The organism is Streptococcus sp. 29896 (assembly GCF_032594915.1).
Classification (GTDB): Bacteria; Bacillota; Bacilli; order Lactobacillales; family Streptococcaceae; genus Streptococcus; species Streptococcus suivaginalis.
In genome coordinates this window covers 2,111,861-2,133,007 of record NZ_CP118733.1, presented here as the reverse complement: position 1 = coordinate 2,133,007, position 21,147 = coordinate 2,111,861, and the positions used below count along the sequence as shown (strand labels likewise).

General features: G+C 41.4%; 19 protein-coding genes, 3 tRNA genes and 1 other annotated feature. Of the genes, 14 read left to right on the top strand and 8 right to left on the bottom strand.

What is annotated here, in order from left to right:
• Positions 1-203 precede the first annotated feature (203 nt).
• Together PXH68_RS09855 and PXH68_RS09850 are read right to left on the bottom strand one after the other, a co-directional pair.
• Positions 204-962, bottom strand: coding sequence for a ParB/RepB/Spo0J family partition protein (locus PXH68_RS09855; RefSeq protein WP_205030876.1), 759 nt, complete (start codon positions 960-962; stop codon positions 204-206).
• Positions 963-1,023: 61 nt separating this feature from the next.
• Positions 1,024-2,223 (bottom strand): S1C family serine protease, encoded by a 1,200-nt coding sequence (locus PXH68_RS09850; RefSeq protein WP_248028570.1) that lies wholly within the window; start codon positions 2,221-2,223, stop codon positions 1,024-1,026.
• 148 nt (positions 2,224-2,371) lie between these two features.
• On the opposite strand from PXH68_RS09850, the gene rlmH reads away from it, so the two are divergent.
• Together rlmH and PXH68_RS09840 are read left to right on the top strand one after the other, a co-directional pair.
• Entirely contained in the window at positions 2,372-2,851 is a 480-nt protein-coding gene (gene rlmH / locus PXH68_RS09845; RefSeq protein WP_172043794.1) for a 23S rRNA (pseudouridine(1915)-N(3))-methyltransferase RlmH, read from the top strand.
• A gap of 32 nt (positions 2,852-2,883) precedes the next feature.
• Positions 2,884-3,558, top strand: a complete 675-nt coding sequence (locus tag PXH68_RS09840) for a YoaK family protein (RefSeq protein ID WP_248028563.1) — start codon at positions 2,884-2,886, stop codon at positions 3,556-3,558.
• Positions 3,559-3,570: 12 nt separating this feature from the next.
• On the opposite strand, the gene PXH68_RS09835 is transcribed toward PXH68_RS09840, so the two are convergent.
• Positions 3,571-3,644, bottom strand: a tRNA-Arg gene (locus tag PXH68_RS09835).
• Between the two features lie 111 nt (positions 3,645-3,755).
• Between PXH68_RS09835 and PXH68_RS09830 the strand changes: the two genes are divergently transcribed.
• Together PXH68_RS09830 and PXH68_RS09825 are read left to right on the top strand one after the other, a co-directional pair.
• Positions 3,756-3,827 (top strand) — tRNA-Glu (locus PXH68_RS09830).
• A 5-nt stretch (positions 3,828-3,832) separates the two neighbouring features.
• Positions 3,833-3,905: transfer RNA gene (locus PXH68_RS09825), tRNA-Asn, on the top strand.
• 99 nt (positions 3,906-4,004) lie between these two features.
• On the opposite strand, the gene PXH68_RS09820 is transcribed toward PXH68_RS09825, so the two are convergent.
• The 3 genes from PXH68_RS09820 to PXH68_RS09810 form a co-directional block, all read right to left on the bottom strand.
• A complete protein-coding gene (locus PXH68_RS09820; protein WP_316715722.1) occupies positions 4,005-6,599 on the bottom strand; it encodes a YfhO family protein in 2,595 nt (864 codons plus the stop codon).
• Positions 6,600-6,644: 45 nt separating this feature from the next.
• Positions 6,645-8,267 (bottom strand): ABC-F family ATP-binding cassette domain-containing protein, encoded by a 1,623-nt coding sequence (locus tag PXH68_RS09815; RefSeq protein WP_248028561.1) that lies wholly within the window; start codon positions 8,265-8,267, stop codon positions 6,645-6,647.
• Positions 8,268-8,330: 63 nt separating this feature from the next.
• Positions 8,331-9,194 carry a YitT family protein gene (locus PXH68_RS09810; protein ID WP_248028560.1) on the bottom strand — a complete coding sequence of 288 codons (864 nt, stop codon included), beginning with the start codon at positions 9,192-9,194 and terminating at the stop codon, positions 8,331-8,333.
• A 108-nt stretch (positions 9,195-9,302) separates the two neighbouring features.
• Positions 9,303-9,506 (top strand) — a binding site (T-box leader).
• A gap of 51 nt (positions 9,507-9,557) precedes the next feature.
• Between PXH68_RS09810 and trpS the strand changes: the two genes are divergently transcribed.
• Both trpS and guaB read left to right on the top strand, forming a co-directional pair.
• On the top strand, positions 9,558-10,583 hold the full coding sequence (trpS, locus tag PXH68_RS09805; protein WP_205030880.1) for a tryptophan--tRNA ligase: 1,026 nt from the start codon (positions 9,558-9,560) through the stop codon (positions 10,581-10,583).
• A gap of 230 nt (positions 10,584-10,813) precedes the next feature.
• Positions 10,814-12,295, top strand: coding sequence for an IMP dehydrogenase (guaB, locus tag PXH68_RS09800; RefSeq protein ID WP_105129924.1), 1,482 nt, complete (start codon positions 10,814-10,816; stop codon positions 12,293-12,295).
• A gap of 74 nt (positions 12,296-12,369) precedes the next feature.
• Here guaB and recF read toward each other — a convergent pair whose 3' ends face one another.
• Both recF and yaaA read right to left on the bottom strand, forming a co-directional pair.
• Positions 12,370-13,467, bottom strand: coding sequence for a DNA replication/repair protein RecF (recF, locus tag PXH68_RS09795; RefSeq protein ID WP_248028559.1), 1,098 nt, complete (start codon positions 13,465-13,467; stop codon positions 12,370-12,372).
• 1 nt (position 13,468) lies between these two features.
• A complete protein-coding gene (gene yaaA, locus PXH68_RS09790) occupies positions 13,469-13,879 on the bottom strand; it encodes a S4 domain-containing protein YaaA (protein ID WP_248028558.1) in 411 nt (136 codons plus the stop codon).
• 77 nt (positions 13,880-13,956) lie between these two features.
• Between yaaA and yfmF the strand changes: the two genes are divergently transcribed.
• From yfmF to apf, 8 genes are all read left to right on the top strand, one after another.
• Positions 13,957-15,210: an EF-P 5-aminopentanol modification-associated protein YfmF gene (gene yfmF, locus PXH68_RS09785; protein ID WP_248028557.1), complete on the top strand. Its 1,254-nt coding sequence runs from the start codon at positions 13,957-13,959 to the stop codon at positions 15,208-15,210.
• Positions 15,207-16,484, top strand: a complete 1,278-nt coding sequence (gene yfmH, locus PXH68_RS09780; RefSeq protein ID WP_248028556.1) for an EF-P 5-aminopentanol modification-associated protein YfmH — start codon at positions 15,207-15,209, stop codon at positions 16,482-16,484. The genes yfmF and yfmH overlap by 4 nt, the downstream gene beginning before the upstream one ends.
• A gap of 73 nt (positions 16,485-16,557) precedes the next feature.
• The gene (locus tag PXH68_RS09775; RefSeq protein ID WP_158456150.1) at positions 16,558-17,409 is read left to right on the top strand and encodes a helix-turn-helix domain-containing protein; all 852 of its coding nucleotides are present in this window, start codon (positions 16,558-16,560) and stop codon (positions 17,407-17,409) included.
• Between the two features lie 10 nt (positions 17,410-17,419).
• A complete protein-coding gene (gene pgsA / locus PXH68_RS09770) occupies positions 17,420-17,959 on the top strand; it encodes a CDP-diacylglycerol--glycerol-3-phosphate 3-phosphatidyltransferase (protein WP_158456152.1) in 540 nt (179 codons plus the stop codon).
• Entirely contained in the window at positions 17,959-18,795 is an 837-nt protein-coding gene (locus PXH68_RS09765; RefSeq protein WP_205030886.1) for an energy-coupling factor ABC transporter ATP-binding protein, read from the top strand. Before pgsA ends, PXH68_RS09765 begins: the two co-directional genes overlap by 1 nt.
• Positions 18,771-19,613, top strand: a complete 843-nt coding sequence (locus PXH68_RS09760) for an energy-coupling factor transporter ATPase (protein ID WP_248028555.1) — start codon at positions 18,771-18,773, stop codon at positions 19,611-19,613. Before PXH68_RS09765 ends, PXH68_RS09760 begins: the two co-directional genes overlap by 25 nt.
• Complete coding sequence (locus tag PXH68_RS09755; RefSeq protein WP_158456158.1) at positions 19,606-20,400, top strand: energy-coupling factor transporter transmembrane component T family protein; 795 nt, start codon at positions 19,606-19,608, stop codon at positions 20,398-20,400. Before PXH68_RS09760 ends, PXH68_RS09755 begins: the two co-directional genes overlap by 8 nt.
• A 130-nt stretch (positions 20,401-20,530) precedes the next feature.
• Positions 20,531-21,073, top strand: a complete 543-nt coding sequence (apf, locus tag PXH68_RS09750; protein WP_248028569.1) for an aggregation-promoting factor — start codon at positions 20,531-20,533, stop codon at positions 21,071-21,073.
• The last annotated feature ends 74 nt before the right edge of the window (positions 21,074-21,147 follow it).

Genomic DNA, 21,147 nt, shown 5'->3' with positions numbered 1-21,147 from the left:
GACTGCCTCCTTTCGATGAGAAATGCTTTCCCCTAGTGTACCATAAATCCCAAAAGTTTTCCACAGACAAAAAAACTAATTCACATTGTTTAAAAAAGTTTTCCACAATATGTGGAAAATATAAAAAAGACTGGTAAGACCAGCCTTTTCTGCTTCTTTTGTCTGTGTACAAGCCTGTCGATGAAAAATTTCCACTCACAGGGTTATTTTAAGTTGTTGATAAGTCTTTCTAATTCTTCTAGGTTTGAAAAGTGGATGGATAGCTTTCCTTGCCCATTTGCTTTTTGGTGAATCTGAACCAGAGTTCCAAAACGCTTGCGCAGTTGGTTTTCGATTTCTTGTTTGAACAGATCTTGTTTAGCTACTCCTTTTTTCTTTCGAGGAGCCAAGATACTTTCTAGTTTTCGAACACTCATTTCCTGTTTTTCAATTGTCTCAATCCAGTCTTGCTGCTCCTTTTCAGACAATCCGATGAGAAGTCGAGCATGTCCCTGGCTCAGCCTGCCACTTTCGACTGCTTCTTGACTGGCTGGACTGAGCTGCAAGAGTCTGAGGATATTGCTGATATAGGGCCGTGATTTTCCCATTTGTCCAGCAATATCGTCATGGGTCATACCCCGCTCAATGAGCCGTTGATAGGAATGGGCTTCCTCGATAGGATTGAGATCTGAGCGCTGGAGATTTTCGATAATGGCTTGATTGAGCAACTCCTTATCTGTCAGCTCCTTGACAATAACAGGAACTGTCTCTAAGCCAGCTAGTTTACTTGCTCGCAACCGTCTTTCACCAGCCAGCAATTCATAGCCATGGATAGCCGATTTTCGAACAATCAAGGGTTGAATAATCCCGTTCATCTGAATAGACTGGGCCAATTCCTGAAGCTTGTCAGGATCAAATTGTTGGCGTGGTTGATAGGGATTGGGAATAATATCAGTTGGAGATAGATAGATTAATTCTTCCATAAGGCTAATTCTAGCAAAAAAAACTCTACTTTACAATAGTGTAAAGTAGAGTTGGTCTTGACTATTCTGTCAAGTCTTCTGTTGAGTGTGTCAACTTGATGGAAACAGTTTGTTTTTGATTGTTACGATAGAAAGTCACTTCTATGCTATCGCCAATGCTGTGTTTATAAAGGGCGCTTTGTAAATCACTCTTATTTTCAATTGCTTGGCCATTAATCTCTGTAATGACATCATATTGCTTCAATACCCCATCAGCAGGAAGTCCTGCTTGTGTAGAAACGATAACAACTCCTGATGTAATGGAGAGATTGTCGAGACCAGCACTTGCTAGCTGACTAGTTGAGAGATCTGTCAAGTTGACCATATGAACACCGAGAGCCGGACGTGTGACCTTGCCAGCACTTTCCAGTTGATTGATAATAGTGACCACATCATTTGATGGAATCGCAAATCCCATCCCTTCGACAGAGACCCCAAGTCCAGAAGTTGAACTAGATGTAATTTTGCTTGAGTTGATTCCAATAACCTGTCCTTGAATATTGACTAAAGGACCCCCAGAGTTACCAGGGTTTATGGCTGTATCGGTTTGGATTGCATTTGTTGAAATGGTTTGACCATCATCAGTTTGCGAAGTGACCGTACGACTTAGACTAGAGACAATTCCCTGTGTCACAGAGTTGGCATAGACACTGCCGAGCGGGCTACCGATAGCAATTGCTACTTCTCCAACTTGAATGGTATCAGAATCTGCAAAGGTTGCTACTGTTGTCACTTTTTCAGAAGAAATTTTGATAACGGCTAGGTCAGAATAGGTATCCGATCCGACCAACTCCCCTTGGATTTTTTCGCCAGAGGCCAGCAAGATTTCAATTTTTTCAGCCCCATCAATTACGTGAGTATTGGTTACGATATAGGCAGTATCTCCATCTTTTTTATAGATGACACCAGAACCTTCACCAGCAACTTGTAATTCATCTGAACTTGCTGTATTAGTTCCAAAAATAGAAGAAAATGTTGAGGCACTTGCCTGTCGGTAGTTGATAACCGATACAACAGCATCTTGTACGTTTTCCACAGCCTGAGTGACAGAGGTTTCATTATCATAGCTGACCGTGCTGACCTGGGTCGTTCCAGCCTGTTGATTAGATGAATTCCCCTGGAAAAGACCAAGCGTTAAGGCACCAGCCAAGCCACCACCAAAACCAAATAGGAATAAAATGATATATTTGAGGTATTTTTTCATATAAGTACTCCTCCATATTTCTTAAGTTTTTCTTAATCATATAACCGTTTTCTTAATTATAACTTAAACGCTCAAAAATGCAATCCACAAGCTGTGGATAACTTTTGTGGACAAGCAGTTTAATATTTATCAGTCCAGTACTCTGAGTTTGTGGTACACTAGATATATGAAAGTAAAAGTGATTAGTGTTGGAAAACTAAAAGAAAAATATTTGAAAGATGGCTTGGCTGAGTACAGTAAACGAATTTCTCGCTTTGCCCAGCTAGAACTAATTGAGTTAGCTGATGAAAAGACACCGGATAAGGCAAGTTCAGCAGAAAACCAGGCTATTCTGAAAAAAGAAGCAGACCGGATTCTTCCTAAAATTGGAGAACGGGATTTTGTTGTTGTCTTAGCTATCGAAGGAAAACAATTTCCTTCAGAGGATTTTAGTAAACAGTTGGCCAGTGCTACCTTGCAAGGCTACTCGACCATTAGTTTTGTGATTGGAGGTAGCCTTGGTTTGGATCCTTCTGTAAAAAGCAGAGCGAATTTGTTGCTGAGCTTTGGAAAACTGACCCTGCCCCATCAGTTGATGAAACTTGTTTTGGTGGAGCAGATTTATCGAGCATTTATGATTCAACAAGGAAGTCCTTACCATAAGTAAGGTTTCACGTGAAACAAGGAAGAGTTTAGGAAATGAAAAAAACATATCGAGTCTATGAAGGATTGCGGATTGCCCTGAGTTTGACCTTTATGAGTGGCTATCTGAATACCTTTACCTACTTGACCCAAGAAGGGCGATTTGCTGGTGTGCAATCAGGAAATGTTATCTACTTAGCCTATCATCTGGCCTTAGGAAATCTCTACCAGGCCTTTAGTTTTTTGGTACCCATTATTTTTTTCTGTCTGGGACAATGGTTTACTTATCTGATGAAGAGGGCTTTCATAGAACGTAAGTGGCCTTGGCATTTTTCATCTAGCCTGGTCATCACAGGTTTGCTATTATTAGATTGTTTGTTGACACATCTCTTTCCCCCACTTTTTACGATTGCCATCCTTGCTTTTGCAGCTTCTATTCAGGTTGAAAGTTTTCGACACCTAAGAGGACATCCCTATGCCAATGTGATGATGACTGGAAATGTAAAAAATGCTTCCTACCTTTGGTTTAAAGGAGTTATGGAAAAGAATACAACTAATCTGAAACAGGGCTTGGCTATTTTTTATACAATTCTTTCTTTTATTTGTGGCGTCATCGTATCGACCCAGCTTTCTACTCGTTTTAATGAAGCGGCCCTTTATTTTCTCTTAGTACCTGCCCTCTTTATCAACTATCAATTATGGATGGAAAAACGAAAAGAGCCTTCAAAATGAAGACTCTTTTTTTGATTCCAGCAGGATTCGAACCTGCGACCGTTCGCTTAGAAGGCGAATGCTCTATCCAGCTGAGCTATGGAACCGACAACTCTTTCATTGTACATCAAAGAACTTTGGATGTCAAGTTGAGAAAAATGAAAAAAAGTGTTGACAAAGAATTTTGAATAGATTATACTAGATATTGTTCTGATTATGGTCCGTTGGTCAAGGGGTTAAGACACCGCCTTTTCACGGCGGTAACACGGGTTCGAATCCCGTACGGACTGTATCATCCGCCATAGCTCAGTCGGTAGAGCGCATGACTGTTAATCATGATGTCACAGGTTCGAGCCCTGTTGGCGGAGTAGTGCACCGTGAGGTGCTTTTTCTTTTTCAGCAGTGGAGATTGAAAAGAGGTCGAATCATTCGACCTCTTTTTTTATTGAAACATGGGGATGAGAAGACTAGGTCTGAGGCTTTAAAAGTGCCTGTTTCCATTTTCTTCTCCGCCATTCATAGAGAATAAACCCAAGCAGTCCCAGAATAGAGAGTCCTAGTCCCAGGAAAAATCCTTGAGGTATGAAGGTCAGTTGGAGTTTGCCTTGGCCAGCAGGGACATCTATTTTCATAAAGCCACCTTGTGCTTTTTTGATTGTGACAGGTTGACCATTCAATGTAGCAGACCAACCCTTATCATAAGGCAGGGTCAAGAGGACGGATGCTTCTTCTTGACTCGTGTAGGAGATGTCTACCTGATTACCTGAAACTGTTGTTGTAATGTCCTTTTCTTGTAAAACTAGGGCAGCTTCAAGAAAGTTCTGGGTATGTAGTTGGAAAAATTGAGGTTGGTCATAAGAAACCTGGCTATTTTGAGGGAAGGAGAGGGTGACTGTGATTTCTTGCTCTTCTTGGAAATAGCCTACGTTAAAGAAGGAGAAGCTATTGTCAATCCCATACTGCAGACTGGTGCTAGCAACAGAAATTTGGATGGATTCTGAGTTGCTGTTGGTAAAGGTTAGGTGTGGCAAATTGAGATAGACTTGGCTATTCGCAGGCACATGGAGTGTATAGGTAGCTGAAGCCATTTCTTGTCCATCAACTTGATTGACAGTCACACGATTTTCTAATACCTCTGTATTGCTAGAAGCTAGGATAGAGATAGGATAGAAGTAACGGAGATCAAGTCCAGTCAGCTGATTAAGGAAGTTGGTTTGGTTATCCAAGGTCATTTTGGTCAAATCAAAATCAGTGTAAACACCCTCTGTAAGAATGGCAAGTCCTTGTGCATATTGATTTTCATAGAGGCTAATGGTGTCCGTACTTTTTTCGAAAAGAAAGCCAAACTTCTCAGGATTTGTTTCATCTAAATTGTAACGAATACCAAAGAGACTGTCTGCAATGATGGTATTATTTTGGTAACGGAGGTTCAGATTGGTTCCATCTGAACGGAAGCCCAATTTGTCCAGAACAGAGCTGGAGGATCGGTTTCGTATAGAAGAAAACTGCGAAATTCCGTTATAGTTGAATTTCATACTATCATTACCAGTTTGTGGCGACAGTCTTTCCATCCGATAGAATTCTTCTTGCTCTTCTTTTGTATAGTTGACAAGATTGTCAATGTCTGTCAACTGCTCTTCATAATTGGAACGGCTTGGAAAATGCCATTCATTGGCTAGTCCAGTCACTTGATAGTAGGAGTGGAGAGAGATTTCCAAAAGACTAAAGAGTAAGCTAGACAGAGCAAAGAGCTGGAAAGAAAGTTTTCGATGGACCAAGACCCAGAAAAGAACGGCATAGGCGAAAAGAAATTCAAGGGTGTAAAGGAAGTTGACAGTCTCTAAAAATGCATAATGTTCTCTGAATAAATAGGTTGCTCCGATACCTGCTAGTAAGAAGCTAAAAATAGCATAGACAGCTGATTTCGAAATATCAGAAGCCCTGTTTAAGGCAGCAGCTGCGGTAAAGATTAGTAAAAGAGAAAAGAGCCAAGCATAGCGATGAAGAAACATATTTGGCGCGTGCATTCCCTGCCATAGTAAGTCTAAGAATTGCAAATAGAAACTAGCGATGAGGACAGCAAATACACCTGCATAAGCGAGTTTAACCCGACTTGGGATTGTAGAGATTGTAAAGAAACAAAGGGCTGCAATTACAGGAAAAAGTCCAACAGAGATCATTGGAATGGAGCCAAATTTTGTGGTATCAAAGGCGCCCACTAGATTCTTGGCAATGATGTCAAGATACCAGGAGTTTTCTGTAAACGTTCTTGACAACTCTGTAAATGTCTCACCGTGTGTTTTTAAATCTAGGTAGGTTGGTAACAACATGATGAGACTAGTTAGGGCAGCTAAGAGTGAGACCAGGGTAAAGTCTAGACAATTTTTCTTCCACTGGCTTGGCTGCCAGCTAACTTGAGCTAGGAACCATAAGCAGAGAAAGAGTGCCATCATATAGCCAAAGTAGTAGTTTTGAACAAACAGGCAGGTGAGGGCAAGATAGTAGAGCTTTCTTCCCTTTCCTTGAATCAACCAGTGCAAGCCCAACAAAATCAATGGTGCCAGAATAAAGACATCCAACCAAACAGAAATTTCTAACTGACTAGTCGCAAAACTCATCAAGGAAAAGCTGGTTGACAGCAGTAGCAAGAGATTGGTCAGAATGTTTTTAAAACACTGTTTTAGACTAAAGTAGGTTGACAGTCCTATCAAGCCAAACTTGACAATGGTTAACAGGTAGATGGCATCTGGCATAGTCTCCACGTCGAAGAAAAAAACAAGAGGGGAGAGGAAAGAACCTAGATAATACGAGGAGAGGGCATAGAAATTTAGACCGAGTCCACTTGTAAAGGTGTAGAATAAAGAACCATCTCCATGTAGAGCATTCCGAAGGGCCTGATGGAAAATGACATACTGATGGAAGCCATCACTTGCTAAAATTGTCGTATCACTTCCCCACCAGATTCCCTTGCTTGCTAAAATAGCTACCATAATAGTTGCAGGTAGGAAAAATGAAAGGAAATAAGGAAAGAAGGTTGGGTATTTTTTAAAAAATTTTTTCATAGTTTATAAGAAAAGGCGAGCTGACTCGCCTTGGTTCTATCTTATTTAGGCCTTCCACAATTCCTGTACCTTTGCTTGTACTTCTGCATTTTCTAGGAATTCATCATAGGTTTCATCAATACGGTCGATGACGCCATTTTTTGAAATAACGATGATGTGGTTAGCAAGTGTTTGGATAAATTCGTGGTCATGGCTAGCAAAGATGATAGACTCTTTGAAGGCTTTCAAACCATCGTTCAGACTGGAAATGGATTCCAAGTCCAAGTGATTGGTTGGATCATCTAAGACCAAGACATTTGACTTGAGGAGCATGAGTTTTGATAACATCACGCGCACCTTTTCTCCCCCTGACAAGACGTTGACAGGTTTGTTAACCTCATCGCCAGAGAAGAGCATACGGCCCAAGAAACCGCGCAAGAAGGTATTGTCATCTTCTTCCTTGCTGGCAAATTGACGGAGCCAATCAAGGATAGATTCGTTTGTATCGAAGTCACGAGTATTGTCTTTTGGTAAGTAGGATTGACTAGTAGTGACCCCCCACTTGACAGTACCTTCATATTCAATATCGCCCATAAGAGCACGAATGAGGGCAGTTGTTTGGATATCGTTTTGACCAATGAGAGCAGTTTTGTCACCTGGACGCAGGATAAAGCTGATATTGTCAAGAATCGTTTCACCATCGATGACAACTTTTAAGTTTTCAACTGTTAAGAGGTCATTACCGATCTCACGTTCTGCCTTGAAGTTGATAAATGGGTACTTACGGCTAGAAGGAATGATTTCTTCCAACTCGATTTTGTCCAACATCTTCTTACGTGAAGTAGCTTGCTTAGACTTAGAGGCATTAGCAGAGAAACGGGCAACGAATTCTTGTAGTTCCTTGATTTTTTCTTCTGCTTTTGCGTTACGGTCTGCTTGCAAACGGGCAGCCAATTCACTGGATTGTTTCCAGAAGTCGTAGTTACCAACGAAAATCTTGATTTTTCCAAAGTCAAGGTCGGCCATGTGGGTACATACTTTGTTGAGGAAATGGCGGTCGTGGGATACAACGATAACCGTATTTTCAAAGTCAATCAAGAAATCTTCGAGCCAGTTGATGGATTGGATGTCCAGACCGTTGGTTGGCTCGTCCAAAAGAAGAACATCTGGTTTACCAAAAAGTGCCTTAGCCAAGAGGACCTTAACTTTCTCACCGTTGGTCAATTCGCTCATGTTTTGGTAGTGGAGGTCTTCTGAAATATTGAGGTTTTGGAGCAATTGAGAAGCTTCACTTTCAGCTTCCCAACCACCAAGTTCAGCAAACTCACCTTCTAATTCAGCGGCACGAACACCATCTTCATCAGAAAAATCTTCCTTCATGTAAATGGCATCTTTCTCTTTCATGATGCTGTAAAGTTGCTCATTCCCCATGATAACGACGTCAATCACGCGCTCATCTTCATAGTCAAAGTGGTTCTGACGCAATACAGATAGGCGTTCATCTGGACCGAGTGAGATATGGCCTGTTGATGGTTCAATGTCGCCTGCAAGAATTTTCAAGAAAGTTGATTTACCAGCGCCATTGGCACCAATCAAGCCGTAGGTGTTTCCAGCTGTAAACTTAATGTTGACATCGTCAAATAATTTGCGGTCGCTAAAGCGGAGCGACACGTCTGATACTGTAAGCATAGTTTCTCCTATATTCTATCTATTGGATTCATTTTACTAGAAAGTGGGTGAATTTTCAATGAATTACATTGGAATTAAAATGTCTTGATCGTAGTTTTTTTGTAAGCTGAAGCCACGGCCACGAACTTGGCTGGCAGGCATGACCACCATAAAGGCAGTTTGATCAATGTTTAAAACTGCTGTTTCAATCTTCTGAAATTCATGGATGGAAATAGTGGTCATCAGCATGCGTTTTTCCTTACCTGTAAACCCACCGACAACAGGGAGTTCGGTCACCCCGCGATCTGCTGTTTCGGTAATGTATTTTTTAATTTCAGGAAAGTTTTCTGAAATAATCATGATGTTTCGAGAAGATTCTGTACCTGACATCATACGGTTGATAACATAGGTAATGGTCATTAGTGCCAAAATCGAGTACATGACGGTGTCTGTATCAAAGGCAATAAAACCAAGTCCGACAACAATTCCATCGCTGATTGACATAGCGAGACTGAGCGGAAGAGGTGTATATTTGTGGAGCAATTGGATGACAATCCCTGTTCCTCCTGTGGAAGAATTCCCAAGGAAGACCAATCCGAGTCCAAATCCGATAATGATGCCTCCGAAAATAGCTGCTAGAAAGATATTGTCTGTCAAGGTTGGTAAACCAGCTGTCAACTTGATACAAAATGGATAAACCAAGGAACCGTAAACGGTTTTGATGAAAACAGATTTTCCTAAAAAGACCCAACAAAGTATCAAGAGGGGAATGTTGCAGTAAAGGACAAAGTCAGAAGGGTTCCAGCCCAAGAGTTTGTTGAGGGCAATAGCCAAACCTCCAACACCACCGGATACGATATTATTTCCTAAAAATAGACTATTGAACCCAATAGCCATGACAATGGAACCAGCTGTCACAAGTGCAAAGTCTTTTAGTTTTTGTTGCATAGGTCGCAATACCTCACCTTTTTTTCTTATAAACTCAATCTCTATTATCGCTGATTCAGACAGTCTCGTCAAGGCTTGGAAGTATTGACTTTCTAATTTTTAAGCGGTATAATTGTATTCAATCAGAAGAGTAGGTAATCTTCCATTTTTAGAGAGCTTGTGGTCGCTGCAAACAGGTAATGGTGATTAGTGAATGGACTGATTTTGTAATGAATTCGAACCAATAAGGATTCGGCTAGCAGGCCTTATGTGCATTGAGATGGGAGTATGTTCTCCTAAGTAAGGTGGTACCGTGTCCTTGACGCCCTTGCACAGTTTCTGTGCGGGGCTTTTTTTATGAAAATTATCAGATGAGGTGAAGGAATGACCAAACCAATTATTTTGACGGGAGACCGTCCAACAGGTAAACTCCATATCGGCCACTATGTTGGCTCCTTGAAAAATCGTGTTCTACTGCAAAATGCTGGACAGCATGAACTTTTTGTCTTTTTAGCAGACCAACAAGCTTTGACAGATCATGCAAAGGAACCGCAAAAGATTGTTGAATCCGTTGGAAACGTAGCACTAGATTATCTAGCGGCAGGACTTGATCCAGCTAAGACAACGATTTTCATCCAGAGTCAAATTCCTGAATTGGCAGAGTTGACCATGTACTACATGAACTTGGTATCTGTTGCACGTCTAGAACGCAATCCAACGGTTAAGACGGAGATTGCTCAGAAGGGATTTGGCGAAGGAATTCCAGCTGGTTTCTTGGTCTATCCTGTATCACAAGCGGCGGACATTACAGCCTTCAAGGCAAATTTTGTCCCTGTTGGAAATGACCAGAAACCGATGATTGAGCAGACCCGTGAAATCGTTCGTAGCTTTAACCATGCTTATCAGACGGATATTTTGGTAGAGCCAGAGGGTATCTATCCTGAAAATGAAGCAGCTGGTCGCTTGCCAGGTTTGGACGGCAATGCTAAGATGTCTAAGTCACTCGGAAATGGGATTTACTTGGCAGATGACATGGATACACTCAAAAAGAAAGTCATGTCCATGTACACAGATCCTAACCACATTCGTGTAGAAGACCCAGGTAAGATTGAAGGAAATATGGTTTTCCACTATCTTGATGTTTTCGGACGTGAAGAAGATAAGGCTGAGATTGAGGCTATGAAGGAGCATTACCAACGTGGTGGCTTGGGCGATGTGAAAACCAAACGCTATCTTCTTGACATTTTAGAACGGGAACTGGGACCAATCCGTGAACGCCGCTTGGAGTTTGCACAGGATATGGGACAGGTCTATGCCATGCTAGAAGAAGGCAGTCGCAAGGCCCGTCAAGTCGCAGCTACTACCCTTGATCAAGTCAAAGGGGCTATGGGAATCAACTATTTCAAATAGATTAACAATCAAAGAGCAATGTTGAAAAAACGTTGCTTTTTTCATGTTTTTTAAAAGTAAGTAAAAACCAAACGTTCGATTTTCTAAAAGAAAGTAGGAATGAATTTTCTGAATTTTTATCTAAGAAGAGATTAAAGCGAATAATGATTGACAAATGATTTCAAAATGTTATCATAATTAAAATACAAATAGCAATCATGCTACATATTAAATAAGAAAAGAGGAAGAAAATGTCAAACTGGGACACTAAATTTTTGAAAAAAGGCTTTACTTTCGACGATGTATTACTTATTCCGGCTGAAAGTCATGTATTACCACATGATATTGATTTAAAAACACAATTAGCACCAAATTTGACCCTTAATCTTCCGATTATTTCTGCTGCCATGGATACAGTAACAGATAGCAAAATGGCTATCGCTATGGCGCGTGCAGGTGGTTTGGGCGTCATCCATAAGAATATGTCTATCGCAGAGCAGGCAGATGAGGTGCGTAAGGTAAAACGTTCTGAAAATGGAGTTATTATCGATCCATTCTTCTTAACACCAGAACACACCATTGCTGAAGCTGAGAAATTGATGGCTACTTATCGTATTTCCGGTGTGCCAATCGTTGAAACATTGGAAAATCGTAAATTGGTTGGTATTATCACCAACCGCGATATGCGTTTCATTTCAGATTACTCACAGCCAATTTCGACCAACATGACAAGTGATGAATTGGTAACAGCGCCAGTTGGAACAGATCTTGCGACTGCGGAAGCTATTCTTCACAAGCATCGTATTGAAAAATTGCCATTGGTTGATGAAAATGGTCGTTTGTCAGGCTTGATTACTATCAAAGATATTGAGAAAGTGATTGAGTTCCCAAATGCTGCGAAGGATGAATTTGGTCGTCTCTTGGTTGCGGGTGCTGTTGGTGTCACATCTGATACTTTTGAACGTGCAGAAGCCCTTTTTGAAGCAGGTGCAGACGCGATTGTCATTGATACAGCTCATGGTCACTCAGCAGGTGTTCTTCGTAAGATCAAAGAAATCCGTGATCACTTCCCAACTCGTACCTTGATTGCCGGCAACATTGCCACAGCTGAAGGAGCTCGTGCTCTTTATGAAGCTGGTGTTGATGTTGTCAAGGTCGGTATTGGGCCAGGTTCAATCTGTACAACACGTGTCATCGCAGGTGTCGGTGTACCACAAGTGACAGCTATCTACGATGCAGCTGGTGTTGCGCGTGAATATGGAAAAACCATTATCGCTGACGGTGGTATCAAGTATTCGGGAGATATTGTCAAGGCACTTGCTGCGGGTGGTCATGCCGTTATGCTTGGTTCTATGTTTGCAGGAACGGATGAAGCACCAGGTGAGACAGAAATCTTCCAAGGTCGTAAGTTCAAGACCTATCGTGGCATGGGCTCTATCGCTGCTATGAAACAAGGTTCAAAAGACCGTTACTTCCAAGCATCTGTCAATGAAGCCAACAAGCTTGTTCCAGAAGGAATTGAAGGACGTGTAGCCTATAAAGGCTCTGTTGCAGATATGATTTTCCAAATGGTTGGTGGACTTCGCTCAGGTATGGGCTATGTAGGTGCTGGTAACTTGGCTGAATTGCATGAAAATGCACAATTCATCGAAATGTCAGGTGCTGGTTTGAAAGAAAGCCATCCACACGACGTTCAAATTACAAACGAAGCTCCAAACTATTCAGTTCAGTAATGATTCAACAAAAAGACCCTGATTGACAGGGTCTTTTACACTTTTGTAAACAAAATTTACAAAAGTGTAAATAATTATTCTTGTGTATCAGAGATGTTTCCAGCCTGAATATGAAAGATTTTTAAACTTTCTGGGAGATTGACTAGATGGTCTAGTGAGGTAGTTGTGATAAAGGTTTGAATGGTATTAGAAATGGTTTCGAGCAATTTTAACTGGCGCCCATTGTCCAACTCACTCATCACGTCGTCCAATAGTAAGATAGGGTACTCTCTGGTGATTTCTTTCATTAGTTCAATCTCTGCTAATTTAAGAGAGAGGACGAGACTGCGGTGTTGGCCTTGACTGCCATAGTGGGCATTCATATCGTTGATGAAAAAGGCAATATCATCTCGATGAGGCCCCACACCTGTATTTTTTTTGAAAAGGTCCCTTTTACGACAATTTGACAATTCTGTCAAGAAAGTGTCAATCAAATTGTCAGTATCTGTAAAGTTAAAGCTAGCCTGGTATTGAATGGTCAATTGTTCAATATGGTTGGAAAGTTCATAAACCTTTTGACTACCAAACTCTTCTAATTTCTTTAGAAATTCGAGTCGATGGAGAATGACACGACTGCCATATTCCGCAAGCTGTTGATCTAAGACGGAAAGAAAGTTCTCATCAACTTTTTCTGTTGATTTTAGATAGGCGTTCCGTTGCTTGAGCGTATGATTGTAGTTGGTCAAGTCAGATAGATAGATAGGTTTGATTTGGCCCAGTTCTACATCCATAAATTTTCTTCGAAGGGCTGGAGCTCCTTTAATTAGCTGTAAATCTTCTGGCGCAAACAAGACAACGTTCATATGGCCGATGTAATCGGAAAGTTTAGATTGTTTGAGATGATTGACTTTGGTGATGCGGCCCTTCTCTGTCAAATGAATGTCTAGAGGGATGGTTCCACTAGTGCGTTCTAAGACTCCTTGTAAACTGAGGGTGGACTGATTGAATTGAAGGAGATCCTTGTCTGTTCTTGTCCGGTGACTACGTGTGAGTGCTAGAAAGTAGATTGCTTCTAGGATATTGGTCTTACCTTGGGCATTTTGCCCCAAAAAGACATTTAGCCCCTGATGGAAATCAATGGTCAGTTGTTCATAGTTGCGAAAATGCTGTATTTGTAGAGATTTTAGCCACATATTAGGTACCTGGGAAGCGGACAGGTCTTCTGTCAGTTTGTTCTGAGGTATGTTTAGTTTGCCTTGGAGCCCTTGCTTGTTTTTTTCCAATCTTTGTCTGCTTTTGCAATTTGTTTTGCTTGTTCATTTCCTTCACAATCGCTGCTACGCGCGCTTTTTCAGCAAGATCATTCTCATGTTCTTGGATTTCTTCTGGACTTGGAGCCGCCAAGGTGATTGTTTTAGCCTGTTCTGGTAGTTCTACAAGGTCTCCGACTCTTAATTTTTTGCCACGACGGTTTTCTTCCTGGCCATTGACCAAGACTTGGTTTTCAGCTAAGAAGGATTTGATAGCTCCTCCAGAGTGCAACAATCCTGTTGTTTTTAATAAAGATTGTAGGGTGATGTAGTCATCAAAAAGTTTGTATTCCATATATTCTCTTACCTCGTTTCAGAATATTATACCATAAAATGGTATAATGGAGGGCAAGCAAAAGAAAGAGAGTAAAGATGAAAATTCAAGAAGGTGTTTATCTTCATTTTATCGAAAGTAAACAGTTTACAACTAATACAATCAAGGTTCGCTTTACAGCACCTTTACAGTCTTCTAGTATTGCGGATAGGGTATTAGTAGCCAATATGTTGGAACAGGCTAACCAAGATTTTCCAAATCCCTTGCAACTAAGAAGGCAGTTGGCGAAATTATACGGAAGTCAGCTTCAAACTCAGGTCTCTAAGATGGGAAATAACCATCTCGTTGATCTCAATTTGACCTATGTTCAGTCAGACTTTTTACCAGACAAATGTGATGTCACAGAGGAACTATTGGAGCTGCTTCGTGCCAGTCTTTTTAGACCCTTGAAGAAGAGGAAGGAATTTGATTCTCATCTCTTTGAGATTGAAAAGAAGAACCTCTTATCTTTTCTATTGTCGGAAGAGGAAGATAGTTTTTATCTGGCTGATCGAGGGATTCGAGATCTTTTTTATACAGAGGAAGAAATCAAATTACCGTCTTACGCAACTCCTGACTTGGTAGCAGTGACCAGTTCCCAGTCGACTTATCAGGCCTATCGCAATATGCTTCGATCCGATCGCATTGACTTTTTCTTTACAGGTCAGTTTGATCGTCAACGTATGATTGATTTTGTGGAAGCGATGGATTTTGGCTACCGAAATCCAAAACTTTCCCCGACCTTTAGACAAGAACGATCTGTTATTATTAAGGAGCGGGTGGAACGTAAGGAAGTCAATCAATCAATTTTAGAATTGGCTTACCCTTTACAGGTGGTTTACAGAGATGACCAGTACCCGGCCCTACTTGTTTTCAATGGTTTGTTTGGTGGCATGTCTCATAGTAAGCTATTTATGGATATTCGTGAGAAAAAAGGGCTAGCTTATAGCATTGACAGTTCTCTGTCAATCTTTACAGGTTTATTGAAAGTTACAGCAGGAATCGATCGTTCCAATCGTTTACCCGTGATGAAGGCAGTCCACCAATCTTTACTGGCCATTAAAAAGGGGAAGATTGGGGAAGAAGAGCTTAGTATGACGAAAAAATTATTGATTGCAGCAGCCAAGCTTGGTCGTGATAGTCAAGATCATGAAATGGAACTCTTGTATCGAAAGGAACTCTTTCAGCTGGAATCGATTGATTTGAAGGACTGGATTGCTTCCATAGAGGCTGTGACGATTGAGGATATTGTCAACTTGGCGCAACCAATTCGTTTACAGGCCATTTACTTTTTAGAAGGGGTAGATTCATGAAAACCAAACAAATTACTCTATCCTTTACACAGGAGAAAATAAGTAGTTTCGAACTTGACAACGGATTGACAGTATGGTTATTGCCTAAAAAGGGAATACAGGAATCCTATGGGATTCTAACCTGTCAGTTTGGTTCGGTTGACAAACTTGTCAAGGAAAATGGAAAAGTTATTCCTAAAGGGATGGCTCATTTTTTGGAGCATAGTCTGTTTGACATGCCAGATAAGAGAGACATGGTGAAGGAGTTTGCCCTACTCAGTAGCCAGGTGAATGCCTTTACCAGTCAGACACAGACCAGCTATTTTTATTCTACAACGGGTGAAACCAAGGAATCTCTTGCCCTTTTATTGCAACTGGTATTGACACCAGGTTTTACACAAGAGACAGTTGAAAGGGAGCTGGCAGTCATCGAGCAGGAAATTGAGATGTATCTGGATGATCCTGATCATCGATTGCATCTTGGTATCGTAGCAAGCCTGTTTCCTGAAAGTCCTTTAGCAGTTGATATTGCGGGAACCGTTGACTCCATTCAAGAAATCGATCTGCAATCTTTACAAGAAGTTTACAGTTATTTTTACCAGCCTAACAAGATGAATTTGGTTTGCATCGGAGATATGGATGTCAATGATATTGAAGCATTTTTAAGAACTTTTGAGATGCCTGCTCAGTCTTACCTAGCCAATGGTTGTCAACTTCATCATTTTGAAACAAAAGACCCAGTCGCGCATAGTCATATGGAGTTGGATGTGGCGACACCGAAGTTGGCTTTTGGTATGCGAAGTTTGGCACAACAGTCTATTCAAGAGTTACCGACCTATCGACTGGGCCTGCGTCTCTTTTTGGCTCTTCTTATTGGGTGGACGTCGGAGCGCTACCAAGATTGGTACCGTGAGGGGAAAATCGATTCTTCTTTTCAATTCTATGTTGATGTCCATCCTTCTTATCACTATTTGGTAATCAGTGGGGATACGGCGGAGCCAATTTCTCTGGCTTCTGCGATTCGTAAAACTTTGTTTTCTTTTGAAAAAAGTGCGGATTTCAGCCAAGAGCATCTAGAATTAATCAAGAGAGAGTGGTTGGGACAATTTTTGCAGTCGGTGAACTCGGTTGAATTTATCGGAACCTATCTGTCTGAACAGTCCCCTTTTTCAGTGGATTCCATTGATTTTCCAAGGATTTTAGCAGAAATTGATTTGGAAATGGTCAGGAAAATTGGTCGGGTCTTTCTTAAAGAGGCTAGCCATGCAGATTTCACGATTTTTCCAAAAAGTTAGGTACCAATCATCGAATTTTTTGTGGATTTTTGTTACAATATTGTATTGAAACTAGAGAATGTGCGAGGTTACTATGAGGCAAAAAAGTATCGGTGAAGTATTGCGTTCTGCTCGGGAAAGTCGTGACTGGTCTTTGGCGGAAGTTCAACGAATGACAAAAATTCACTCCAATTATTTGCAGGCTTTAGAATACAATGATTTTGATTATCTGCCGGACGAAGAGACGACGATTTCTGTCTTGCGCTCTTATGCAGATGTTTTGGACTTGGATGCAGATGTCTTGGTAGATGCTTTTGAACACCAAAGTCTTGTCCAGTATTTCGAGGCTGGTGAAGAAGTGGATATTGAACACAAATGGCGGAGACGTCAGAAAACTAAGCGAAAAGGCAAGTCCTTTTTACCGCTGGTTTATCTGCTTTTGTCTGCTTTGATGATTTTGATTTTTGTGACTTATGTCGTCTATCAACGTTATCAGATGCAATTGTTGGTGAATCAACAGACTTCCTCTTCATATGTGGTGTCATCTTCAAGCTCCTCAACAGCATCAAGTTCTCCTTCGAACAGTTCCAGTTCAACCAGTGCGACATCTAGTTCGACTACAACTAGTTCAACGACAAGTTTGACCAGTTCTGGAGGTGGCCAAGTCCTCTATGTGACAGTACCTCATCAAGAAACAGCGGTAACAGTCACACTATCCGTTACAGATGCAACTAGCTGGGTTAGTCTTTCCAATTCAGATATCGCTGGTGGGGTGACGTTGAGTCCAGAGAATCCCAAGGTAGAAGCAACTATTTACCAAGGAAGCACAGCAGCAGAACTTATTTTAGGTGTTGTGGACGGTGTTGAGGTGACAATTGCAGGTCAGAAGGTTGACACCTCCTCATTGAATGACACAGCTGCTAGTCTGGTTTTGACCCTAGAATAAAGGAATTTACATGAAAAAAGAAAATATTCCCAATGCCCTTACCTTAGGTCGCATTGCAATTATCCCAATTTTTATTATTAGTCTTACCCTATGGCAGTCAGGAGCTGGGATGGCCTTTGCTGCCCTTCTCTTTGCTTTGGCAAGTGCGACAGATTATCTAGATGGCTACCTGGCACGGAAATGGCAGGTTGTAACGAATTTCGGTAAGTTTGCTGATCCGATGGCGGATAAGATTTTAGTGATGACTGCCTTTATCATGTTGGTGGAACTATCCTTAGCTCCAGCCTGGGTGGTTGCGATTATCATCTGCCGTGAGTTGGCAGTGACAGGTCTGCGTCTGCTTTTAGTGGAAAATGGTGGGACGGTTTTGGCAGCAGCTATGCCTGGTAAAATTAAGACATTTTCGCAAATGTTTGCGATTATTTTCCTCCTCTTGCAGTGGCAGTTATTGGGACAAATCACTCTGTATGTAGCCCTCTTCTTTACCTTATATTCGGGTTATGACTATTTCAAAGGAGCGTCTTTCTTATTTAAGGACACGTTTAAGTAATGACAGAAATAATTCAAGTAAAAGATTTATCCTACAAATATGAAGAAGATGCTCCATTTTGGACATTGGATAAGGTCTCGTTTCACGTGAAACAAGGGGAATGGTTGTCGATTATTGGGCATAACGGATCAGGGAAATCAACGACGGTACGCTTGATTGATGGACTTTTGGAAGCCAATCAGGGTGAAATCTATATTTCAGGCGATTTATTGACCCCAGACAATGTTTGGGAAAAGCGTCGGCAGATTGGAATGGTCTTTCAAAATCCTGACAACCAATTTGTAGGGGCAACTGTTGAAGATGATGTTGCTTTTGGTTTGGAAAACCAAGGTATTCCCCTCGAAGAAATGCGTGAAAGAGTTCAAGAAGCCCTGGAATTGGTTGGGATGTCTGAATTTAAAACCAAGGAACCTGCTAGGCTATCCGGTGGTCAAAAACAACGGGTCGCCATTGCTGGAGTTGTTGCCTTGCGTCCAGCTATTATGATTTTGGATGAAGCAACCAGCATGCTGGATCCGGAAGGTCGCCTAGAGTTGATAAAGGTTGTTCAAAGAATTAAAGAAAAGTACAAGATTACGGTACTGTCCATCACGCATGATCTAGATGAGGTTGCCTTGAGTGACCGGGTTATTGTGATGAAAAAAGGGCAAATTGAGTCCATCAGTAGCCCCGGTCAACTATTTTTACGATCTGACCTGAATCAACTTGGATTGGAAGCACCTTTCACAGTCCAGTTAGCAGAAAAAATGCGGCAGGCAGGCCTTGCCCTACCATCAGGCTATTTTACGGAAGAAGAATTGGAAGAAGAAGTATGGGAATTAATCTCCAAGATGTAAGCTATATCTACCAGGCAGGGACGCCTTTTGAAGGTCGTGCCCTATTTGGTGTGGATTTGGAAATTAAAGAGGGTTCCTATACTGCCTTGATTGGGCACACAGGATCAGGAAAATCCACAATTCTACAGCTATTAAATGGCTTGCATGTGCCAACAAGTGGTAGTGTATTGGTAGATGGTGTGGAAATCCTTGCTGGATCAAAAACCAAGGATATTAAGCATATTCGGAAAAAGGTTGGTTTGGTTTTTCAATTTCCAGAAAGTCAAGTCTTTGATGAAACAGTTTTGAAGGATGTAGCATTTGGACCACAGAATTTTGGTATTTCTGAAGAAGAAGCTCAGGCTATTGCAGCAGAAAAACTGGCTTTGGTTGGTATTGGGAAAGAACTGTTTGAGAGAAGTCCCTTTGAATTGTCAGGCGGGCAGATGCGTCGGGTCGCGATTGCAGGAATTTTGGCTATGGAACCGGACTATTTGGTCTTGGACGAACCAACAGCTGGTCTAGATCCCTTGGGAAGACGTGAGTTGATGGCGATTTTCAAACAATTGCATCAAGAAGGGATGACCATTATTTTGGTGACGCATGTGATGGATGATGTCGCTGATTTCGCTGATTATGTCTATGTGATGGACAAGGGGAAATTGGTGGTATCTGGTCAGCCGAAAGAGGTTTTTCAGCAGGTTGAATTCTTGGAGTCTATCAAATTAGGTGTTCCAAAAATTACAAAATTTGCGGCTAATTTAGAACGTCGGGGGTTTGTTTTTGAACAATTGCCGATTACAATAGACGAATTTAGGGAGGTGGTGTCAGGTGGATAAACTCATTTTGGGTCGCTATATTCCAGGCAATTCTCTCCTGCATCGCCTGGATCCTCGTAGCAAACTCTTGGCTATGTTTCTCTTTTTGTTGGTGATTTTTTGGGCCAATAATTTGGTCACTAATCTGGTTTTAATCGGTTTTGTCTTCGGTCTGATTGGTTTGTCTTCCATCAAATTTTCCTTTTTCTTGAATGGTTTGAAGCCTATGATTGGTATTATTCTCTTTACCACTTTCTTTCAATTGTTCTTTACAGGTGGTGGCAGGATTTACTGGCAATTTTGGATTTTTCAATTGACCGAACACGGCGTGACTCAGGCAGCCATCATCTTTGCACGGTTCGTATTAATTATCATTTTTTCAACACTCTTGACCTTGACAACAACGCCCTTGAGTTTGGCAGATGGCATTGAGTCAGGCTTGGCACCTTTGGCAAGATTCAAGGTACCTGTCCATGAAATTGGCTTGATGCTGTCCATGAGTTTGCGTTTTGTACCGACCTTGATGGATGATACAACACGCATCATGAATGCGCAGCGGGCGCGTGGTGTTGATTTTGGAGAAGGCAATTTGATTCAAAAGGTCAAATCTGTGATTCCGATTTTGATCCCACTATTTGCGTCTAGTTTTAAACGTGCATACGCTTTAGCAACGGCAATGGAAGCCCGTGGTTACCAAGGAGGAGAGGGAAGAACCAAGTATCGCGTTCTCAAATGGACCTACTTAGATAGTCTCGCTATTTTAGTTATGCTCGGAATCAGTGCGGTCTTATTCATTTTAAAAAGTTAAAAAAGCGCTTTGTAAAGCGTTTTTTTAGTCCAATTCCAATTCAACTGTAACATTTGTTACAAATTCTACATCCAAAGGTAATAAAGGAGGCGTATGATAGGAGCAGTTGAAAGAAAGGAAACTTTTTATGATGAATTTTTCACTAAAATCAAACCTAAAACCCATTCTAACAGGAGCGGTTGCAACCATATCTTTAGCAACAGCAGGTCTTGTTAGTGCAGAAACCTATACAGTTCAAGCAGGCGATACGCTTTCTAAAATTGCTCTTCAGTACCAAACCAGTGTTGAAGCTTTGGTAGAGGAAAATAAGATCGCGGATAAAAACCTGATCCTCGTTGGTCAAGTGCTAGAAATCGGTGAATCGGAAGCAACCACACAGACAGCTACTACTGAAACAAGTAGTGAAACAACTGTTGCAACGACTACCAGCTATTCTTCTAATTTAAGTGCAGAAGATGCAGCTGCCAAAGAATGGATTGCCCAAAAGGAATCTGGCGGTAGCTATACTGCACAGAACGGAATTTATTATGGTCGCTATCAGTTGACCAATACCTATTTGAATGGTGACTATTCACCAGAAAACCAAGAACGTGTGGCAGATGCTTATGTAGCAAACCGCTACGGTTCTTGGTCTGCAGCCAAGGCTTTCTGGTTGGCAAATGGTTGGTATTAAGCTAACCAGAAGTACGTATGAGATATTCTAGGATGAGATAGCTAGGACAGGCATTTGCCTGTCCTAGCTTTTTT